Genomic DNA, 19,363 nt, shown 5'->3' on the forward strand with positions numbered 1-19,363 from the left:
TGGAGTACTTTATGCCACTACCTTCGCTACCCTCTAAACTAGGGGAAATTTTAAGCGCAGATGAAATTAAACATGCACCTAAAGCGACTCCGCCCAAACAGGTGCTGAAACCGACCCAAACTAAAGCAAAAACGGTGACAGCCAGCCCCACCCCTCCCCCTGCAACGCCTTTAGAGACTGGGCCTGCTCCCATCGTCGAGAGCGCACCCCCAACAACCCCTGCCACCCCACGACTCAGCAACAAAAAAAAGAAAAACCAAGCCAAGTCCGTCACAGAACCAGTTAGCCCCTCTATCAAAAAGCTTTTTGTGTTGGACACCAACGTGCTCTTGCACGACGCCAACTGCTTATTCAAGTTCGAAGAGCATGATGTGTTCATTCCAATGATTGTCTTAGAGGAACTCGACCATCAGAAAAAGGGGCTTTCTGAGGTGGCGCGCAATGCACGCCAAGTTAGCCGCCACCTCGAAGCGCTTGTGGACGACCAAGATATCCATCAAGGCATTGCATTAAATCACCTCGGCCATATCGAGGCCCGAGGGCAGCTCTTTTTCCAAATTTCCGCACTGGAATCAAAGCTACCGATCGAGATCCCTAAAGGGGTAGCGGATAACGCCATTTTGCATGTAGTGCATGCGTTACAAAACCAGCATCCCGACAAGCAAATTGCGTTGGTGTCAAAAGACATCAACATGCGTCTTAAAGCACGCACCCTAGGTATCCCTACCGAAGACTATCGCCACGACCATGTCATTGATGATTCCGATCTATTGTTTTCAGGGGCGCGTGAACTTCCTGACGATTTCTGGCAGACTCACGGCCACAACATGGAATCATGGCAGCAAAACGGCGTTACTTATTACAAAATTCAAGGCTCCCTTTGCTCTGAACTGTACGTCAACGAGTTTGTCTATACGAACCAAGAGCCTGGTCTCATTGCCCAAGTCAAACAGGTCAATACCAATAAAGCCGTCTTAGCCACCATTCGCGACTACAGCCATAACAAAAATAATGTGTGGGGCATTACAGCGCGCAATCAAGAGCAAAACTTTGCTCTGAATCTGCTTATGAACCCCGATTGCGATTTTGTTTCTTTATTGGGTCAAGCCGGAACAGGAAAAACCTTGTTAGCTTTAGCAAGCGCGTTAACTCAAACACTGGAAACCCAACTTTATAACGAAATCATTATCACGCGCGCTACGGTCCCCGTTGGCGATGAAATCGGCTTTCTACCTGGCACCGAAGAGGAAAAAATGGCGCCATGGATGGGCGCACTTGAAGACAACCTCGAGGTTTTGCACTTAGGCAACAATCGTCTATCCGCATTAAAACAAGACGCTAACCGTAACGCCACCATGGACATTATTCGGTCTCACATCAAAGTTAAATCCATGAGCTTCATGCGAGGCCGCACGTTCCAAAACAAGTTTCTTATTATTGACGAGGCCCAAAACCTGACCTCTAAGCAAATGAAAACCTTGGTGACACGCGCTGGTCCCGGCACAAAAATTGTATGTATGGGGAACATTGCTCAAATTGACACGCCCTATTTAACAGAAGGCAGCTCGGGGCTTACGTATGTGGTAGATCGCTTTAAAGGCTGGCCTCATTCAGGCCATATTACCTTGCATCGTGGCGAGCGTTCCCGTTTGGCTGATTATGCTAACGAGGCTTTATAATGAAAGTCACTGACTTACCCATCGGCATCACTATGGGCGATGCCGCCGGTATTGGTCCTGAAATCATTTTAAAGCTGTTTGATCAAGGCCTGCCGCACCCGGCTGTCGTGTATGGCGATAGGGGGGCGCTTCAGCGTTGCGCCACCGACCTTCAGCTAGACATTCCCATTTTCAGCATCACCTCACCTGACCAGTGTCCTGCTACGGGCATTGGCGTACTAAACCGATGGCAAGCCTTGCCCGAGCTGCCCTATGGGCAAATCAACGGGCTTGCTGGTCGGGGCGCTTACGAATACCTTTGCCACGCTATTGATGATGCTACGCAACACCGCCTACGCGCTATTGTCACTGCCCCTTTGCATAAAGACGCCATGAAAGCCGGCGGCATTGACGCGCCAGGCCATACGGAGATTCTTGCTGAAAAAACAGGCACAACGAATTTTGCCATGATGCTGAGCAACCCTGAGCTTCGCGTGTTGTTGGTCACCATTCATATTCCTATTACTCAAGTCAGTGCTACGCTAAGCATAGAGCGAGAGCTAACAACGATTCGCTTGGCTCATCAGGCGTGTCTGCATGCAGGTATTACCGCACCACGGGTTGCTGTGGCCGGACTTAACCCCCATGCCGGCGAAAACGGTCGCTTTGGCGTCGAAGAAAAGCATATTATCGAGCCCGCGATTGCTGCGGCTCAAGCCGAGGGCATTTTGGCTTCTGGCCCATGGCCTGGTGATACCATTTTCATGCGGGCTCGCCGAGGTGAATTCGATATTGTGGTGGCACAATACCACGATCAAGGCTTAATTCCTGTCAAATACCTAGGTGTAGAGGAAGGCGTCAACACCACCATTGGTCTCCCTTTTATCCGCACTAGTGTAGATCATGGCACGGCCTTTGATATTGCGGGGCAAGGTATAGCTGACCCAGGCTCTTTATTAGCGGCCTTTAAGGCTGCATTAACGATGACCACCTCCCCCCTGCCTTAAAAAGAAAACCCGATGCATGCATCGGGTTTTTTTCATTGGCTAAACTCTAATTCAATGAGGCCTGAGTCGCCCCACTTAGCTTAAACACACTAACCAGTCGCACTAAATGCTCAGCCTGTTCATTTAAATTCGTCGTGGCTGCAGTGGACTGTTCGACCAACGAAGCATTATGTTGAGTAACGCTATCTAACTGGCTAACTGCTTGATTTACTTGCTCGACGCCCATGCTTTGCTCTAGAGTTGCAGTGCTAATTTCATCAATCAATGTAGTCACTTGTTTAACTTGCGTCACCATTTTTTCAATGGCTGCGCCGGCCTCATTGGCGTTGCCCCAACCTACTTCAACTGTGGCAGCGCTCTGTTCAATGAGAGCTTTAATTTCCTGAGCCGCTGTGGCACTGCGCTGCGCTAAGGTGCGGACTTCACTGGCGACTACTGCGAAACCTCGCCCTTCTGTGCCTGCCCGAGCGGCCTCAACCGCCGCATTTAACGCTAAGATATTAGTTTGAAAAGCAATACTATCGATCACGCCTAATATATTGGTGATTTTCTCTGAAGCGTTTTTAATCTCTTGCATTGAGGCAATGGTGGCCTGGACAGCATCTTGACCACTAATCGCTGAAGCACGCACCACACCTGTAAGTTGCGTTGCCTCTTTAGACGAGGCTGCATTGGAATGCAAAGTGCTCGCAATCTGGTTCACCGCCGAAGCCGTTTCTGTGACATTGGCCGCTTGTTCATCAGTACGTTGACACAAATCCAGATTCCCTTTAGCGATTTGCTCCAGCCCCACCGCCATCTGCTGCGTGCTTGAGCGGACATTGCTGACAATACCACGCAATGCAACTTGCATTTGTGCTATTGAATACATAACGCTTTGTGGATAGACCTGGGTTGATTCCACCTCATCGGTTAAATCACCTGCAGCAATGGCATTAGCTACCTGACGCAAACGCACTGGTTCCGCACCTAACTGGCACATCAAATGATGGGCCAAAAGCAACCCTAAGGCTAAACCTAATGCGACCCCAATTGCTGTAAAACCTATTAGCCAACCTAAAGATCGGCCAAATACAGAGGCAATTTCTGCGTTGTAGGCATGCGCAGCAGATTCTTTACGCGTGACTAGACGCTCCATCATTTGCTCAGCACGATCTCCCGTCGTCACCACTTGCGCCCCAATGTACGCCGTTAAATCTGATTCCTCATAAAAAGGCTCGTTTTTTATTTGCGCTAGTACATACCCCACATGCTTTTTATAGGCAGCAACTTCGTCTTGAAGCTGCTTCACCATGCTTTGGCCTTCAGCACTAGCGAAACGGGTTAAGCCTAGGGCTAATGTGTTTTCTAATTGTTGAAATAATTGCTGAATGGTTTGTTCTCGTTGCTGCCGTTCTTTTAGCGAAGAGGCTAAAAACAAACCGCGCAGCTCTCGACCTACGGCGACCAACTGCACATGCGCCTCGGCTGTATCACGTATTCCTAATGTCTCGTAGCTATACATGCGTTCTGACATATGATTTACGTTGTTCAATGACAACCAGCCCACCAGACCAATCAGTGCACCAATCACTGAAATCAATAAAAAACCGATAAGTAGTTTAGTTTTAACGCTAAACCTTGTTAAAAAAGACACTGCATTTCCTTAAATTACTGTATTTACTATCATTGATTACTATTTACATTAACTCGGCCGCTGATCTGTGTTTAATAAATCACATCAAAGACTTAAAAATAAATGAATAATTCTAAAACCGAGCTTAAGAAGATCCATTGCAAATAATATAAAAAAACCCCTCTTTCTAAATGAAAAGAAAGAGGGGTAAAAATACAATATCAATAGGTATTAAACCGGACTGTAATTTAGGAATCGCGTACTTGACCCTTGGAATGCCACTCGAACTGTGCCAATAGGACCATTACGCTGCTTACCAATAATGAGCTCGGCTGTGCCTTTGTCGGGCGAGTCCGGGTTATAGACCTCGTCTCGATAAATGAACAAAATCAAATCCGCATCTTGTTCAATGGCACCGGATTCGCGCAAATCTGACATAACAGGCCGTTTATTTGGACGTTGTTCTAGACTGCGGTTGAGCTGTGACAAAGCAATTAAAGGGCAATTTAACTCTCGCGCCAACCCTTTCAACGCTCGACTGATCTCTGAAATTTCTGTGGCTCGGTTTTCCGAGCCAGAACTGCCAGACATTAACTGCAAATAGTCAATAATAATTAGACCTAGCTGCCCACATTGACGCGCCAAGCGTCGGGCCCGCGCTCGGACCTCCATGGCGGTTAAACCTGGACTTTCATCAATATAAATTTGCGCCTCTTGAACTTTTTTTACTGCATGCGTCAAGCGCGGCCAATCTTCATCGGTTAGTTTTCCAGTACGCATACGGTGTTGATCCAACAGCCCCACCGAACCCACCATACGCATGGCCAACTGTACCGCACCCATCTCCATAGAAAACACAGCAACGGGTAAGCCCTGCTCGATAGCAATATGCTCGCCGATATTCATCGACAAAGACGTTTTACCCATAGAGGGTCGGCCCGCAACAATGATTAAATCACCCGGCTGTAAACCAGAGGTCATGCGATCTAAATCCACAAAACCGGTAGGCACGCCAGTAATTTCCGAGTCGCCTTCTCGGTGATAGAGCTCGTCGATACGCTCTACGACTTGCGCTAAAAGAGGTTGGATATCTTGAAAGCCTTTATTCCCTTTGGCGCCTTCTTGGGCAATTTGAAAGACACGCGCCTCGGCATCGTCCAAAATTTGGCGAGCTTCTTTGCCTTTAGGATCAAAGGCTGCCGAGGAAATTTCATCAGCCACTGAAACCAGTTTGCGTAACATTGATCGTTCGCGCACGATCTCAGCATAGCGTCGAATATTGGCGGCCGAAGGCGTGTTGTGCGCCAAGGCATTTAAATAGGCCAAACCGCCAGAATCCTCGTGTTTGCCCGCCGTTTCCAACGATTCAAAAACGGTCACTACGTCCGCTGGTCGTGCCAAACCAATTAAACGGGTAATATGCTGCCAAATAAGACGGTGATCAAAACGGTAAAAATCATCGTCTGTAATAATATCGGCAATGCTATCCCAAGCACTATTGTCTAACAACAAGCCACCCAGCACGGATTGCTCGGCCTCAACAGAATGAGGCGGTACACGTAAATAGCCCAGCTCATGCTCTTCTGCGGTTGAACTTTGTTCTAACATAAGCCCTCAAAATAAAACAAAAAAGCCGGCTTGCACCGGCTTTTTATTTGGTACAGATCAAACTGTACCATGCATCAAGACGAGACGTCTTAAGCGATATCACCCAGTACTGCTACAGTAATATCTACTGATACGTCTGGATGCAATACGATAGTTGCGGGGTATTCGCCCACTGCTTTGTAAGCACCATCTGCTTGACGAACCTGTGATTTAGCAATGCCCTCGAAACCTAAGGCAGCCAATGCAGCCGCTACGTCCATGGTGGTAACGGAACCAAATAGGCGACCGTCAACACCGGCTTTTTGGGTGACTTCAACACGTAGATCATTGAGCTTAGAAGCCAATGCTTGTGCAGCAGCCAAACGATCAGCTTGAAGTTTTTCTAGCTCAGCACGACGTGCTTCGAACTCAGCAATAGCATCAGGTGTAGCACGACGAGCCATTTTTTGCGGGATGAGGAAGTTACGTGCGTAACCGTTGCGTACACGCACCACATCGCCCAAATCACCTAGGTTTACGACCTTTTCGAGCAAAATAACTTGCATGATTATTCCCCGGATTATTTGTGGTTGTCAGTGTAAGGCAACAAAGCCAAGAAACGAGCACGCTTGATAGCGGAGTCGAGTTGGCGCTGGTAGTTAGCCTTGGTACCTGTCAAACGAGCAGGAATGATCTTGCCGTTTTCTTGGATGAAATCACGCAAAGTGTCTAAATCTTTGTAGTCGATTTCTTTCACACCGGCCACGGTGAAGCGGCAGAATTTACGGCGTTTGAATAGGGGGTTTTGTTGACCAAAACGACGACGGCGTTCTTTGCCTTTACGAGCGAAAGCCATAATTAACCTCTTTAAATTCAGTACAACGGAATACGCAATACTACGTGGAACCGTTTGCTAGTTATACGAGCACATTAGGCGCCGCATTTGGAGTTTGAAATGATTGAATATGCAAAATCAAACGCGACGAAGATTTACGTAAGGGAGCAATAAAGCCATGGATGTCTATGAACTGCCCTACTTCTAGGGAGCTAAGCAACACCGCGGTATCGCCCATCGCAATGGCATCTACCTCGAAGCTAAGCTGACGTGGTAGAGAGGCTTGCTGCACCGTGGAGTCATGCTGCAATACGATTTCACATACTGCGACCCCTGCCGGACTATAACGTAGGGGGTTAACTGATACCACCCACCCTTGAAAACGTAAATGATTCACCTAACTGCAATTAGTCTTCGGACTCTTCGTCCTCGCCATCTTCCTCGTCTGCTGCGTAGTCAGCACGTGTGTCTGCAGTGGCTGCAGTTTTACGGCTTTCTTCGCGCTCGACGGACTTCATCATTACTGATGCGCCTTCAGGAGCCTCTTTGGTCTTAGCGATTAAGTAGCGTAAAATCGCATCGTTGTAACGGAAAGAATGCTCTAGCTCGTCTAAAGTGGACTGACCAATTTCGATGTTTAAGCAAACGTAGTGCGCTTTAACGAGTTTCTGAATAGGGTAAGCCAACTGACGACGACCCCAGTCTTCTAGGCGATGAATTTGACCGCCTTCGTTTTTGATAATGGCTTCGTAGCGCTCGATCATGGCGGGCACTTGCTCGCTTTGATCGGGGTGCACAATAAACACTACTTCGTAGTGACGCATGTATGACTCCTTGTGGATATCGCTCTAATGAGCCTGACAGCCCGACTCCACCTAATAAAGTAAAATTCGAGCAAGAAATAAGCCTATAACTATAACGTAAAATGGGTTTTAAGCGCAAGCATTGCACCTAAAACCCACAGTTTTTCGCATAATAAAGTTATGCGTTGTTAGCTTAGCCCTCTACAACAGCGTAAGCAGAGTGATTATGGATAGATTCAAAGTTTTCTGCTTCAATGCGGTAGCCCTGAATACCCTCGAGCTGCTCTATAGCCACTGCCACATCACGCACTAAATCCTCGACAAATTTAGGGTTCTCGTAGGCTTGCTCTGTGACATACTTTTCATCAGTACGCTTAAGCAGACCCCACAGCTCGCATGAGGCTTGCGCCTCGATAGCCTGGATCAACTGATTGATGTTTAGTTGGTCTGGGTGCGCCACCACTGATACGGTGACATGTGAACGCTGATTGTGGGCCCCATATTTTGAAATGGCTTTAGAGCACGGGCATAAACTGGTAACTGGTACCAGTACAGTAAGCTCGAACTGCACATCCACTTCGTTATCGACGGTAGCCACGGCATTGGCTGCCCAACTGACCTGATAATCTAACAAACTAGACACCTCGGAAACAGGAGCCACCTTGTTAATGAAGTAGGGGAAGGTAGCTGTCACATCGCCCTCTGTGGCATTAAGTAGCTCTAACATTTCTGCCGTCATGTGACAAAAACCCTGCATAGACATGGGCTGTGCACGATGTTGTTCGAGCAAGGCCAAGAAACGCGACATATGTGTGCCTTTTTCCTCGGCAGGCAAAGCAACGGTTAGCTCCCACTCGGCAACAGTAGGTAACGCTTCTGTACCTGTATCAATAAGCATTGGATAGGTCACATCACGCACCCCTACTTTTTGAATAGGAATATGACGAGTATCCACACTGCTTTGAACATCAGGCATGGTTTCGACTAGGGAAGTCATCGTAGACATAATGGTTCCGATTTACGCTATTACGTATATATAAATAAAAATCAATAGGTTTATTATTCAATAATTGAAGCTTAAACCCTAGGATATCCTGAGTTCGATGTGGGCTTTAGACCGCAGGCACAGCCAAAAGCTCGGCAAATCGTTTTTCTATACGTTGTTGAATGCCCAGGCTATCTAAACCAATTTCTTGGTGCAGCTGCTTTTGATCGCCATGGTCAATAAACCGATCGGGATACCCTAATAGCAACGTCGGCACAGGTTGTTCTGTCGCACTGAGGTATTCCAGTACGGCACTGCCAGCGCCACCCATCATGCAGCCGTCTTCGATCGTAACGAAGGCTTGGTGAGTACGCGCCAACTGCGTTAAAAGCGCCTCGTCTAGAGGCTTTACAAAGCGCATATCAACCAGTGTTAAATCATGCGCCTCGGCGACTTGCCAAGCATTTTGCAACAAGGTGCCAAATGCCAAAATGGCAATTTTTTTTCCCTGACGACGCACCACCGCTTTACCTAATGGCACGCCATCTAAGGTATCGGTAGGCTCAGCCCCACAACCCGCCCCCCGGGGATAACGGACCGAGGCAGGCCCTGGGTATTGATAACAGGTATTAAGCAATAAACGGGTTTCATGTTCATCTGAAGGGGTGCTGATCACCATTTTGGGTAAACAACGTAAAAACGCAATGTCATAGTTGCCCGCATGGGTAGCCCCGTCAGCCCCAACTAGCCCTGCACGGTCTAAAGCAAAGGTCACGTCTAAATCTTGGAGCGCCACATCGTGCACGACTTGATCGTAGCCTCGTTGTAAAAACGTGGAGTAAATAGCTACCACGGGCTTAAGACCTTCGCATGCGATTCCAGCAGCAAAGGTCACGGCGTGCTGCTCGGCAATTCCCACATCAAAATACCGCTTGGGGAATTTTTTCTCGAAAGCCACCATGCCGCTGCCCTCACGCATCGCGGGCGTAATACCGATGAGCTTTTCATCTGCCGCCGCTTGATCGCAGAGCCATTGACCAAAAACGTGGGTAAACGTAGTAGGGCCAGGCTGGGTGGGTTTCTGGATACCTACAGCAGGATCAAACTTGCCAGGACCGTGATAAAGCACAGGGTCGGCTTCAGCTAATTTATACCCCTGCCCTTTACGGGTGACGACATGAAGAAACTGCAACCCGCCTAAATGACGTAAGTTTTCTAATGTGGGCAACAAAGAATCAAGGTCATGCCCATCAATAGGGCCAACGTAATTAAAACCTAACTCTTCAAATAGCGTAGCTGGCGTCAGAACGCCCTTGGCATGCCCCTCGAAACGACGTGCTAACTCGAGCACAGGCGGTACGTGTTGCAATACGGCCTTGCCTACGTTTTTGGCTTTAGCATAAAACTGCCCTGACATTAACCGTGCAAAATAACGGTTTAATGCACCTACTGGCGGCGATATAGACATATCGTTGTCATTTAATATCACCAACATATTGATGTCTGGTGTTACCCCTGCATTATTTAGGGCCTCGAATGCCATACCAGCAGTCATCGCCCCATCGCCAATCACAGCAATATGCTGGCGAGAGATGCCTTGGTTGCGCGAAGCAACTGCCATACCCAATATGGCAGAAATAGAGGTGGATGAGTGGGCGGTACCGAAATCGTCGTAGTCCGACTCAGAACGCTTTGGAAAACCGGAAATCCCACCATGCTGACGTAACCCCGCCATTTGATCGCGTCTGCCCGTCAAAATCTTATGGGGATAGGACTGATGCCCAACATCCCACACAATACGATCATGCGGAGTATTAAATACATAGTGCAAGGCAACGGTAAGCTCGACCGTGCCTAAATTTGAGGAAAGATGTCCACCAGTACGTGCTACCGATTGCAGTATATATTCACGCAACTGGTTAGTGATCTGATCTAGGTCTGCACGCTTAAGGGCGCGAAGATCCTGAGGAGATTGAATATGCTGCAAAGATATATTAGCCATACAAGTCGTGTTGGGCAAAAAATAGGCGCTATAGCGCCTATAAAGTAAATCAAATAGGGTCTATTGTAGACCTAATTGCGACCATTGCGGAATGTGTTAGTGATTTCGATCAACAATAAAGTTAGCTAGCGCATTAAGACTCTGTGCGCCCGACCCTAGAGGAAGAATGGCTTTCTGAGCTTGCTGCTTTAAGTCAAGCAAAAGCTGCTGCGAAGCCTGTAAGCCCATGATGGTCACATACGTTGGCTTGTTATCAGCCACATCTTTTCCTGCCGTTTTACCTAAAGTGGCGGTATCGGCTGTGACATCAAGCACGTCATCGGCTATTTGAAAAGCTAAACCAATAGTCTGTGCATAATCAGTTAAGTGTTCACGTGCAGTAGAGCTAGCCCCTGCCACTATTCCACCCAGCAATACGGACACCTCGAGCATTGCTCCGGTTTTCATGCGATGCATTTGACGTAGTTCCTCTAAGCGTAGAGTTTTATCTACGCTGGCACAATCAATGGCTTGGCCACCGACCATACCTTGACTGCCGGCCGCCTTAGCCAAGGCGCTGATGGCTTGAACAACTAATGCAGGTGCGATGGGCATGGCCGCCAGAAACTCAAAGGCGAGCGGCTGCAAGGCATCGCCAACTAACATGGCCGTGGCCTCGTCATAAGCCACATGCACCGTGGGACGCCCACGACGTAGCTCATCATCATCCATGCAAGGCAAATCATCGTGCACTAAGGAGTACGCATGAATTAACTCGACCGCAGCAGCAGCATGATCTAAGGCTTTGGCTTGGGCGGAACTGATTTCAGCCCCTTGTAAAGCGGCCTCGCCTGCGGCATACACCAACGCCGCCCGCACTCGTTTACCCCCGCCAAGCACAGCATAGCGCATGGCATCATGTAAGGTAGCTGGCACTGACGCAGCAGTAGGCATCTGCTGTTCTAGAAACGTTTCCACTCGTTCTAATTGCTGTTCTAACCACTGCTGACTTTGTTGTTTCTGGGACATACATTAATCCTGATCGGTAGGAATCTCTGTTAAAGGACGCATCAACTGCCCTTGCAGTACTTGGACTTGCTGCTCTACTTTATCTAAACGTTGCTGACAAATTTGAGCAAGCTTAACGCCTTTTTCATAGGCGACCAAGGATTGCTCTAAGGGCAAATCACCCCTTTCCATTTGAGCGACTAAGTGCTCTAAGGCTGCCAACGCCCCCTCGAAGTCATCAGGCAACGAGCTGCTTACATCATGTTCAGACATGGTTTTATTCCATTAGTTTATAGAGAACCGACCTATTTTAACTGTAATTAGACTGCAAACCTAAAGAGAGGTTCACGGTACGCGTGGGCGGTTGAGATCAGACACCCACTCGCTCCAAGAACCAGGATAGAGTTTTGCTCCGTCTAAGCCAGCTAAAGCCAAAGCAAACAAGTTATGACATGCAGTAATGCCAGAGCCGCAATAACACACAACAGACTCGATAGGCGTTGAGCCCAGTAGCTCGGAAAACTCCTCTCGTAATTGCTGAGCGGGCTTGAAACGACCATCGGCCTGCAAGTTTAGGGTGCTAGGCCTATTTAAGGCGCCCGGTATATGCCCTGCTACTGGATCAATGGGTTCTTTTTCACCGCGATAGCGCTCGGCAGCTCGCGCATCAATCAAAGTCCAGCGTGGCTGATCTAGCTGCTGTAAGATTTGATCCGCAGTGACGGTAGGAAGTTTAGACTCTGGTTTTATATCGTGATGTTTATCCAATACGGCCGGTAATGTGAGATGCGAATCCGTTAACCCGCCCGCCTCTAGCCAGGCCTGCCAGCCCCCATCTAAAATCATCACATTTTCACAACCCGCCCATCGCAGCATCCACCATGTACGTGCTGCCATGTGCCCCTGACTGGCGTCATACACCACAATACGGGTCTGAGGGCCAATACCATACTGCAACAATAAATGCGCGAATTCATTTAGGTTCGGCAGAGGATGTCTGCCATTAGTCCCATCGGCCTCGCCCACGAGCTCGGCTTCATTATCTAAAAAATAAGCGCCTGGAATATGGGCTTGCATGTACTGCTGCCGCCCCAGACGATGATTCATTAAATCGTGACGCACATCAAACACAACCACATCGGGTTCATGCAACAGTTGTTGCAATTGCATCGCGCTAATAAGTAGCTCAGACATAGTAATTCCTTGTTTTAACGACTTGAGACTTGCCCCTGCATAATGCGGTCTTCTGTGTAGGTGCGCCAGGCTGAAATTAAGCCCGAAGCAATAATTAATAGCATACCGCCCCACGCGATGGTGTCAGGTACATCGGACCAAATGGCAATGCCTAAACCTGCCGCAAAGATAATAGTGGAATATTGCAAAACGGCGGTTAGCAGTGTTGAGCCTAGGCCAAATGCTCGTGTCATAGCTAGCTGACCGAATAGTCCACTGATGCCCACCCCAGCTAAAGCCGCATAAGCTTGCCAATGGATGTGAGGCCAACCTAAATACCCTAAGGCCAGTAATCCTGTACAACACACAAAGCAAGAGAATATAAAGACGGTACGCCATTCGGGCTCGCCCAAGCGCCCTAATTGGCGAATTTGCATCATGGCCACGGCGGCGCACGAACCAGCCAACAACCCAAGTAGCGCATACGGCAAATCGTGCGCATTGATACTGGGACGCAGTACCGCCAACACCCCGAAAAACCCGAGTAAAACAGCAATAATACGAATGGGATCGCGTTGCGTACCGCCAAAAAAGAGCATCCAAACCCCAATAAACAAAGGGGCCGTATAGTTCAAGCTGATGGCAGTAGATAACGGCAACATGGAAAGCGCGGTAAAACCTAACCACATTGAGCTGACACCAAACCCATTACGTAATAAATGCGCTTTCCAACTAAGAGGGCGTAGGCTCTTTTTATGATAGCGCGCCCAAAAGAAGATTAATAATACAGATGGCAAGCCACGAAAAAGTATAATTTGCGGCATATTAGCCTCATAGTCGGCAGCAAACTTTACAAAAGCTCCCATGAGCGCAAACATGGCACAGGCCACCAACATCCATAACGACTGCATGTAAAATCACCCTAGGTCTGGCGCAAATCATTACTATACTCTGCGCCCATTTAAACGATACAATTGGATCATTCTAACAACCAACAGTCGGACACTCTGACTTTTTTGCTTGACACTTTCATCTAGCAATAGGATGTATACGCATGAAGCGAATTTTTTTATTTTTAGCCACTAACTTAGCGGTCATGCTGGTTCTCAGCATTATTCTTAACCTCTTAGGCGCTAATCGTTTTCTTGCTGGCTCTGGTATTAATGTGCCGCAGTTGCTGGTGTTTTCGCTAGTCATCGGCTTTACGGGCTCTATTATGTCTTTATTAATGAGCAAATGGATGGCTAAACGCAGTACAGGCGCCTATGTTATTGACCCAAACAACCCACGTAGCCAACAAGAGGCCTGGTTAGTCAGCACCGTGCACCAGCTAGCAGATAATGCAGGTATTGGTCACCCCGAAGTCGCTATTTACGAAGGAGAGCCTAACGCTTTCGCCACCGGCGCCTTTAAAAACGATGCCTTAGTGGCTGTATCCACGGGTCTACTCCAAAGCATGACCCAAGAGGAAGTCGCTGCCGTTTTAGGTCACGAGGTCGCTCACGTTGCCAATGGCGATATGGTTACTCTGACATTAATTCAGGGTGTAGTTAATACTTTTGTGGTGTTTTTTGCTCGTGTAGTCGGCTACTTTGTCGATCGCGTCTTACTTAAAAACGACCGCGATGGTATTGGCCCGGGTTATTATGTGGCAGTTATAGTCTGTGAAATTGTGTTCGGTGTGTTGGCTTCGATTATTGTGGCGTGGTTCTCTAGGCAGCGCGAATTCCGAGCCGATGCAGGTGCAGCACAGCTGATGGGGTCGCCGCGTCCCATGATTAACGCCTTGGCTCGACTTGGCAACGTCGAAGTTTCAGATCTACCCAAATCGTTCGAGGCCTCGGGCATTGCCGGCGGACGCTCTTTAGGCGCGTTGTTTGCCTCGCACCCGCCTATCGAAGATCGGATTCGCGCTTTGCAACAGTAAACTGTTAACTTAAAGCCCTACCTAGCTAGGGCTTTTTAGTGCCTAAAGCATAGTCAGGCCGTAAGCGGACGAGGGCGCCATTTTTCGCATCTGTCAGCACCATCACTGAACCATCTTGGGCAACCTCCACATCCCGTATACGCGACCACCCTTGTAAATAACGCGCTTCGCCAACCACACGATTGTTGTCAATCACCAATCGAACCAAAGCCTGACCACCTAAGGCCCCAATGAGCAAGCTATGCCGCCAACCAGTAAATAAATCGTGATCGTAAAAGCTCATTCCCGAGGGCGCAATGACAGGATCCCAATAATACACTGGCTGCTCCATTCCTTCGTGAGCCGTTAACCCTTTACCTACATCGAACCCGGTATACTCGGTTCCGTAACTAATAATAGGCCAGCCATAATTAAGACCACGCTGCGGTTGATTGAGCTCATCGCCGCCCCGAGGGCCATGCTCTACGGTCCAGAGCTGCCCTGTTTGATCTAAAGCCGCGGCTTGAATATTGCGATGCCCATACGACCAAATTTCAGCTAAGGCGTTGGCCGCTATAGGTGGGTTCATCCCCGCACCACTTTGCGGATCTAAATACAACACTTTGCCTAGATGGGTAGTGAGGTCTTGGGCCAACCCTCGTGCAGCGCGCACAGATCGTTCGCCTGTCGTCACAAACAGTCGACCTTCTGAGTCAAAGACTAACCGTGAGCCAAAATGCAAGGTGGAATCCCATGCAGGCTGCTGCTGAAAGATCACACGAACTTTTTCTACTGTACGCTCGTCGGCCGATAGATAGCCCGTGGCGACCGCTGTGGCATTATTACCAGAACTACGTGGTTCGGCGTAGCTCCACCATAACTGCCGCGTTTGGGTGAAATCGGGCTTTACCACCACATCAAGCAAGCCACCTTGACCACGCGCATCTACCACAGGCAGTCCCTGAATAGGCTCTGAGACCTGACCCGCGGCAGTAATTAAACGCAAACGACCGGGGCGCTCTGTGACTAACCATCTGCCATCAGGTAATTGGCTCATACCCCAAGGGTGCTCTAAGTCTTGCGCTATGACCTCTGCCACCAATTTCGTCTGGTCTTGGATTTGAGGGGCGCGTGTTTGTTGCGCAAAAGCAGGCTGTTGCTCGGACCCATGGGGGGCGCGTGCGTTAAAGTCTTGTGCCCAAAGCCCAGCACTGGATAGAGCAATCCCACCACTGATTAACCACATCCACGTATACATGGTGTTGTCTCCTTGGGGTAGTTCGCAGAACGTGTATGCCCCGTCATTGAGGACGGGGAGACTGCCATTAGCATAGAGTAGCGGTTTAGTGGGCTTGCCCCCAATTAGCGCCAACCCCTACCTCGGCAATTAACGGTACCTCTAACTGCGCAACTTCACACATTAACTTAGGCAACGCCTCTATGAGTGTGGGCACTTCGTCCTCTGGCACATCAAAAACCAATTCATCATGCACCTGCATCACCATCAATGTGCGCATATTTTGCTTTGTGAGCCAGTGCTGAACGGCAACCATAGCCATTTTAATTAGGTCAGCCGCTGTGCCTTGCATAGGCGCATTAATCGCCGCACGTTGTGCTCCAGCGGCGCGAGGCCCTTTAACATTAATATCAGGAAAATACAGACGGCGCCCGAAAACCGTTTCCACATAGCCTTGTTGTTTAGCTTGCGCTTTGATGGTTTCCATATATTGAGCCACCCCAGGATAGCGAGCAAAGTAACGGTCAATATAAGATTTGGCCGCTGCGTTGCTAATCCCCAGGTTTTTTGCCAAACCGTATTGGCCCATGCCATAAATTAGACCAAAGTTAATGGCTTTAGCGGCATTACGTTGTTCAGAGCTGACGGCGGCGGGTTCAATATGAAAAATTTCTGCTGCGGTAGCACGGTGTACATCACCGCCCTCTTCAAATACACGCTGTAGGTTTTTATCGCCTGATACGTGGGCCATGATGCGCAGTTCAATTTGGGAGTAATCCGCAGCGACCACTTTTCCTAACGAGGACACAAACGCATCTCGCACCTGACGCCCTTCGGGGGTACGAATAGGAATATTTTGTAAGTTTGGATCCGATGATGCCAGACGACCTGTAATGACCGCAGCCTGTGCATAGCGCGTATGAACCCGCCCTGTTTTGGCATCAATCATTTTAGGGAGTTTGTCGGTGTAGGTAGACTTAAGTTTAGCAATACCCCGGTATTCCAACATTAACTTGGGCAAAGGGTAATCCAGTGCTAATTCTTGTAGGACATCTTCACTTGTCGAAGGAGCGCCACTCGCTGTTTTACGTTTGATCGGTAATGCCAGCTTATCAAAGAGGATGTCTCCTACCTGTTTTGGAGAGTTCATATTAAATGGCTGCCCAGCCAACTCATATGCTTTTTGCTCTAGCTCGACCAAGCGCTGTCCTAAGGCTTGGCTTTGCTTTTGCAGCAACGCGCTATCAATAGCCACGCCATTGCGTTCAACTTGCGTTAACACCACTGAGGTTTGAATTTCCAAGTCATAAATACGCAACAACCCCGGTTGGGCCTGAATTTGCGGGTACAAGATATGGTGTAAACGCAGCGTCATGTCTGCATCTTCAGCAGCATAATGAGCCGCTGTGGGGATATCGAGCTCGGCAAAGCCAATTTGTTTTGCCCCTTTACCACAAATGCTTTCATAGGAAGTGCCTTCTATACCTAGCCAACGCTGCATGAGCTCTTCCATGTTTACACGTTGATGTGCCTCTAACACATAGGCTTGCAGCATCGTGTCGTGCGCTATGCCCTGCAACTGAATGCCCTCGTTAGCAAGCACATGGCTATCGTATTTTGCATTTTGCAGAATCTTTGTTGCTCTGGTGGACTCAAACCAAGGACGTAACGCCTCTAAGGTAGCCACTTTGTCTAGCTGTTGGTTTTGCGCCATGCCTGTATGTGCGAGAGGAATATAACAAGCCTGCCCCATTTGTACCGATAACGATAACCCCACTAATTGGGCCTGCATGGGATCTAACGAGGTGGTCTCTGTATCTAAAGCAACCCATTCTGCCTGCTCTATACGCTCTAGCCACTGCTGTAATTGCTCGGGGCGAGTAACAGTCTCATACTCTACCTGCTCAATCTTAGGCAAAGTGGAAGGTGTGGCTTGAGGGGTTTCTACTGGCTCAGTAGAAAGCGGTGCCTTGCTACGGTCTTGGCGTGGTACCTGCTCTTCATTTCCTGTGAGCTCGCGCAGCCAGGTGCGAAAACCGTATTCGTTGTAATAATGCTCTAGTTTGGCTTTGTCTGGGGCTTTAGGTAAAAGATGATCAATTTCACAAATCCCATCAGGCAAATCGCAATTCACTCGGATTGTCACTAACTGACGTGTTAGCTCGAAACGAGGAATAAACTCGCGCAAGTTATCCCCAACCACCCCTTTAATTTCATCGGCATGCGCAATTAAGTTATCAAGGGTTTGGTATTGTTGTATCCATTTTTGCGCTGTTTTAGGCCCCACTTTGGGTACACCGGGTATGTTGTCCGAGGTATCACCCATTAGCATTAAGTAATCAATGATTTGATCTGGACGCACCCCGTATTTCTCTACCACACCTGCCTCGTCAAGGCGTTCATCTTTCATGGTGTCAATAAGCTCGACCTGCGGATTGACTAATTGAGCTAAATCTTTATCGCCCGTAGAAATAATTGTGTGCAAGCCGTGCTCTGTAGCGTGATGTGCTAGAGTGCCTATTATGTCGTCTGCTTCGACTCCGGGTACGCAAAGCAAAGGCCAGCCCATTGCTTGAATGATCTCATGCAGGGGTTTGACTTGTTGTGCTAGGTCTTCAGGCATAGACTCGCGCTGGGCTTTGTAGTCCGCAAATAGGTCATCTCTGAACGTGCTCCCTTTTGCATCAAACACACACGCCATATAATCAGCATCAATGTCTTGTAAAAGTTTACGCAACATATTGATGACACCATACATGGCTCCAGTGGGTTCGCCGCGTGCATTCGTTAAATTACTACGAAACATCGCATAATAAGCACGATACAAATAACTGGATCCATCAACTAGCAACAAGGTTTTTTTCATGTCTAATAATAAAATCGTTCGTTTACCGGCCGCTATACAAATACCTGTGATTAGCAATGAGCTACAAACTGCTGCTGATACTCTACAGGAAATCGGCTGGGGTGTAAGTGTATTTGGTAGTGCGCGCACCAAAACAGATCATCTTTACTATGGGTTAGCAGAGCAACTGGGCCAAAAGCTAGCCGAGGCTGGTTTTCCCGTGATTGCTGGGGGCGGGCCAGGTATTATGGAGGCCGCCAATAAAGGGGCCTACGAGGCGGGTGGCAAAAGCGTGGGCTTAAATATTCGCCTACCCCGTGAAACCACGAATAACCCATATCAAACACATAGCTTACAGTTTGAATATTTCTATTCGCGCAAAGCAACTTTTTTCATGCACAGCGCAGCGTATATAGCACTACCTGGTGGTTTTGGCACGTTGGATGAATTATTCGAAGCCCTCACCCTAGTCCAAACCCATAAAAACCCACCTGCCCCTATTGTACTCGTGGGCACTCAGTTTTGGAGCGGCTTGGTCGACTGGATTAAAAATCAATTAATTAGTCATGCGTACATTGCGCCAAATGACGTAAACTTAATCACCCTAACTGACGATCTTGACGAAGTCATGCAAATCATTCAAAGCTGCTGCTCAGGCTTTGCCTCCAAACCCGAGGAAGCACCGGCACTTCCAAAAGAAATGCCCTATGACAAGGATTAAAG

At 48.5% G+C, this 19,363-nt stretch carries 18 protein-coding genes; 4 read left to right on the forward strand and 14 right to left on the reverse strand.

Going from position 1 to position 19,363, the window contains the following annotated elements:
• Positions 1-11 precede the first annotated feature (11 nt).
• Together GGR41_RS11755 and pdxA are read left to right on the forward strand one after the other, a co-directional pair.
• Complete coding sequence (locus GGR41_RS11755; RefSeq protein ID WP_167662036.1) at positions 12-1,679, forward strand: PhoH family protein; 1,668 nt, start codon at positions 12-14, stop codon at positions 1,677-1,679.
• The gene (gene pdxA / locus GGR41_RS11760) at positions 1,679-2,665 is read left to right on the forward strand and encodes a 4-hydroxythreonine-4-phosphate dehydrogenase PdxA (RefSeq protein WP_167662038.1); all 987 of its coding nucleotides are present in this window, start codon (positions 1,679-1,681) and stop codon (positions 2,663-2,665) included. Before GGR41_RS11755 ends, pdxA begins: the two co-directional genes overlap by 1 nt.
• Before the next feature lie 46 nt (positions 2,666-2,711).
• Here pdxA and GGR41_RS13280 read toward each other — a convergent pair whose 3' ends face one another.
• The 12 genes from GGR41_RS13280 to GGR41_RS11820 all read right to left on the reverse strand — a co-directional run bounded on the left by GGR41_RS13280 (position 2,712) and on the right by GGR41_RS11820 (position 13,563).
• Entirely contained in the window at positions 2,712-4,301 is a 1,590-nt protein-coding gene (locus GGR41_RS13280; protein WP_167662040.1) for a methyl-accepting chemotaxis protein, read from the reverse strand.
• Between the two features lie 210 nt (positions 4,302-4,511).
• The gene (locus tag GGR41_RS11770) at positions 4,512-5,888 is read right to left on the reverse strand and encodes a replicative DNA helicase (protein ID WP_077734835.1); all 1,377 of its coding nucleotides are present in this window, start codon (positions 5,886-5,888) and stop codon (positions 4,512-4,514) included.
• A gap of 89 nt (positions 5,889-5,977) precedes the next feature.
• Positions 5,978-6,433, reverse strand: coding sequence for a 50S ribosomal protein L9 (rplI, locus tag GGR41_RS11775; protein ID WP_077734834.1), 456 nt, complete (start codon positions 6,431-6,433; stop codon positions 5,978-5,980).
• A gap of 14 nt (positions 6,434-6,447) precedes the next feature.
• Entirely contained in the window at positions 6,448-6,723 is a 276-nt protein-coding gene (rpsR, locus tag GGR41_RS11780; protein WP_077734833.1) for a 30S ribosomal protein S18, read from the reverse strand.
• A gap of 61 nt (positions 6,724-6,784) precedes the next feature.
• Positions 6,785-7,099 (reverse strand): primosomal replication protein N, encoded by a 315-nt coding sequence (priB, locus tag GGR41_RS11785; RefSeq protein ID WP_167662043.1) that lies wholly within the window; start codon positions 7,097-7,099, stop codon positions 6,785-6,787.
• A 10-nt stretch (positions 7,100-7,109) separates the two neighbouring features.
• On the reverse strand, positions 7,110-7,526 hold the full coding sequence (rpsF, locus tag GGR41_RS11790; protein WP_077734831.1) for a 30S ribosomal protein S6: 417 nt from the start codon (positions 7,524-7,526) through the stop codon (positions 7,110-7,112).
• Positions 7,527-7,698: 172 nt separating this feature from the next.
• Positions 7,699-8,511, reverse strand: coding sequence for a GTP cyclohydrolase FolE2 (gene folE2, locus GGR41_RS11795; RefSeq protein ID WP_167662045.1), 813 nt, complete (start codon positions 8,509-8,511; stop codon positions 7,699-7,701).
• 106 nt (positions 8,512-8,617) lie between these two features.
• Entirely contained in the window at positions 8,618-10,492 is a 1,875-nt protein-coding gene (gene dxs / locus GGR41_RS11800; protein ID WP_167662047.1) for a 1-deoxy-D-xylulose-5-phosphate synthase, read from the reverse strand.
• 96 nt (positions 10,493-10,588) lie between these two features.
• Positions 10,589-11,500, reverse strand: a complete 912-nt coding sequence (locus GGR41_RS11805) for a polyprenyl synthetase family protein (protein WP_167662049.1) — start codon at positions 11,498-11,500, stop codon at positions 10,589-10,591.
• A 3-nt stretch (positions 11,501-11,503) separates the two neighbouring features.
• The gene (locus GGR41_RS11810; RefSeq protein WP_167662051.1) at positions 11,504-11,752 is read right to left on the reverse strand and encodes an exodeoxyribonuclease VII small subunit; all 249 of its coding nucleotides are present in this window, start codon (positions 11,750-11,752) and stop codon (positions 11,504-11,506) included.
• A gap of 72 nt (positions 11,753-11,824) precedes the next feature.
• Positions 11,825-12,673 (reverse strand): sulfurtransferase, encoded by an 849-nt coding sequence (locus tag GGR41_RS11815; protein WP_167662053.1) that lies wholly within the window; start codon positions 12,671-12,673, stop codon positions 11,825-11,827.
• A gap of 14 nt (positions 12,674-12,687) precedes the next feature.
• Positions 12,688-13,563, reverse strand: coding sequence for a DMT family transporter (locus GGR41_RS11820; RefSeq protein ID WP_167662055.1), 876 nt, complete (start codon positions 13,561-13,563; stop codon positions 12,688-12,690).
• Positions 13,564-13,706: 143 nt separating this feature from the next.
• Between GGR41_RS11820 and htpX the strand changes: the two genes are divergently transcribed.
• Positions 13,707-14,579: a protease HtpX gene (htpX, locus tag GGR41_RS11825; RefSeq protein WP_167662057.1), complete on the forward strand. Its 873-nt coding sequence runs from the start codon at positions 13,707-13,709 to the stop codon at positions 14,577-14,579.
• A gap of 25 nt (positions 14,580-14,604) precedes the next feature.
• On the opposite strand, the gene GGR41_RS11830 is transcribed toward htpX, so the two are convergent.
• Entirely contained in the window at positions 14,605-15,816 is a 1,212-nt protein-coding gene (locus tag GGR41_RS11830; RefSeq protein WP_167662059.1) for a PQQ-dependent sugar dehydrogenase, read from the reverse strand.
• Between the two features lie 85 nt (positions 15,817-15,901).
• Complete coding sequence (polA, locus tag GGR41_RS11835; RefSeq protein WP_167662061.1) at positions 15,902-18,661, reverse strand: DNA polymerase I; 2,760 nt, start codon at positions 18,659-18,661, stop codon at positions 15,902-15,904.
• Here polA and GGR41_RS11840 point away from each other — a divergent pair.
• Positions 18,660-19,361: an LOG family protein gene (locus GGR41_RS11840; RefSeq protein WP_167662064.1), complete on the forward strand. Its 702-nt coding sequence runs from the start codon at positions 18,660-18,662 to the stop codon at positions 19,359-19,361. The two genes, polA and GGR41_RS11840, sit on opposite strands and share 2 nt — an antisense overlap.
• The last annotated feature ends 2 nt before the right edge of the window (positions 19,362-19,363 follow it).

The organism is Paenalcaligenes hominis (assembly GCF_011927625.1).
Taxonomy (GTDB): Bacteria; Pseudomonadota; Gammaproteobacteria; order Burkholderiales; family Burkholderiaceae_B; genus Paenalcaligenes; species Paenalcaligenes hominis.

Excerpts from the sequence above, each read along its gene's own strand:
- GGR41_RS11815 (WP_167662053.1), bottom strand. The coding sequence starts at position 12,673 with ATGTCTGAGCTACTTATTAGCGCGATGCAATTGCAACAACTGTTGCAT.
- rpsR (WP_077734833.1), bottom strand. The coding sequence starts at position 6,723 with ATGGCTTTCGCTCGTAAAGGCAAAGAACGCCGTCGTCGTTTTGGTCAA.
- GGR41_RS11805 (WP_167662049.1), bottom strand. The coding sequence starts at position 11,500 with ATGTCCCAGAAACAACAAAGTCAGCAGTGGTTAGAACAGCAATTAGAA.
- GGR41_RS11755 (WP_167662036.1), top strand. The coding sequence starts at position 12 with ATGCCACTACCTTCGCTACCCTCTAAACTAGGGGAAATTTTAAGCGCA.
- GGR41_RS11840 (WP_167662064.1), top strand. The coding sequence starts at position 18,660 with ATGTCTAATAATAAAATCGTTCGTTTACCGGCCGCTATACAAATACCT.
- htpX (WP_167662057.1), top strand. The coding sequence starts at position 13,707 with ATGAAGCGAATTTTTTTATTTTTAGCCACTAACTTAGCGGTCATGCTG.
- polA (WP_167662061.1), bottom strand. The coding sequence starts at position 18,661 with ATGAAAAAAACCTTGTTGCTAGTTGATGGATCCAGTTATTTGTATCGT.
- rpsF (WP_077734831.1), bottom strand. The coding sequence starts at position 7,526 with ATGCGTCACTACGAAGTAGTGTTTATTGTGCACCCCGATCAAAGCGAG.
- dxs (WP_167662047.1), bottom strand. The coding sequence starts at position 10,492 with ATGGCTAATATATCTTTGCAGCATATTCAATCTCCTCAGGATCTTCGC.
- folE2 (WP_167662045.1), bottom strand. The coding sequence starts at position 8,511 with ATGTCTACGATGACTTCCCTAGTCGAAACCATGCCTGATGTTCAAAGC.
- GGR41_RS11830 (WP_167662059.1), bottom strand. The coding sequence starts at position 15,816 with ATGTATACGTGGATGTGGTTAATCAGTGGTGGGATTGCTCTATCCAGT.
- GGR41_RS11810 (WP_167662051.1), bottom strand. The coding sequence starts at position 11,752 with ATGTCTGAACATGATGTAAGCAGCTCGTTGCCTGATGACTTCGAGGGG.
- pdxA (WP_167662038.1), top strand. The coding sequence starts at position 1,679 with ATGAAAGTCACTGACTTACCCATCGGCATCACTATGGGCGATGCCGCC.
- GGR41_RS11820 (WP_167662055.1), bottom strand. The coding sequence starts at position 13,563 with ATGCAGTCGTTATGGATGTTGGTGGCCTGTGCCATGTTTGCGCTCATG.
- rplI (WP_077734834.1), bottom strand. The coding sequence starts at position 6,433 with ATGCAAGTTATTTTGCTCGAAAAGGTCGTAAACCTAGGTGATTTGGGC.
- GGR41_RS11770 (WP_077734835.1), bottom strand. The coding sequence starts at position 5,888 with ATGTTAGAACAAAGTTCAACCGCAGAAGAGCATGAGCTGGGCTATTTA.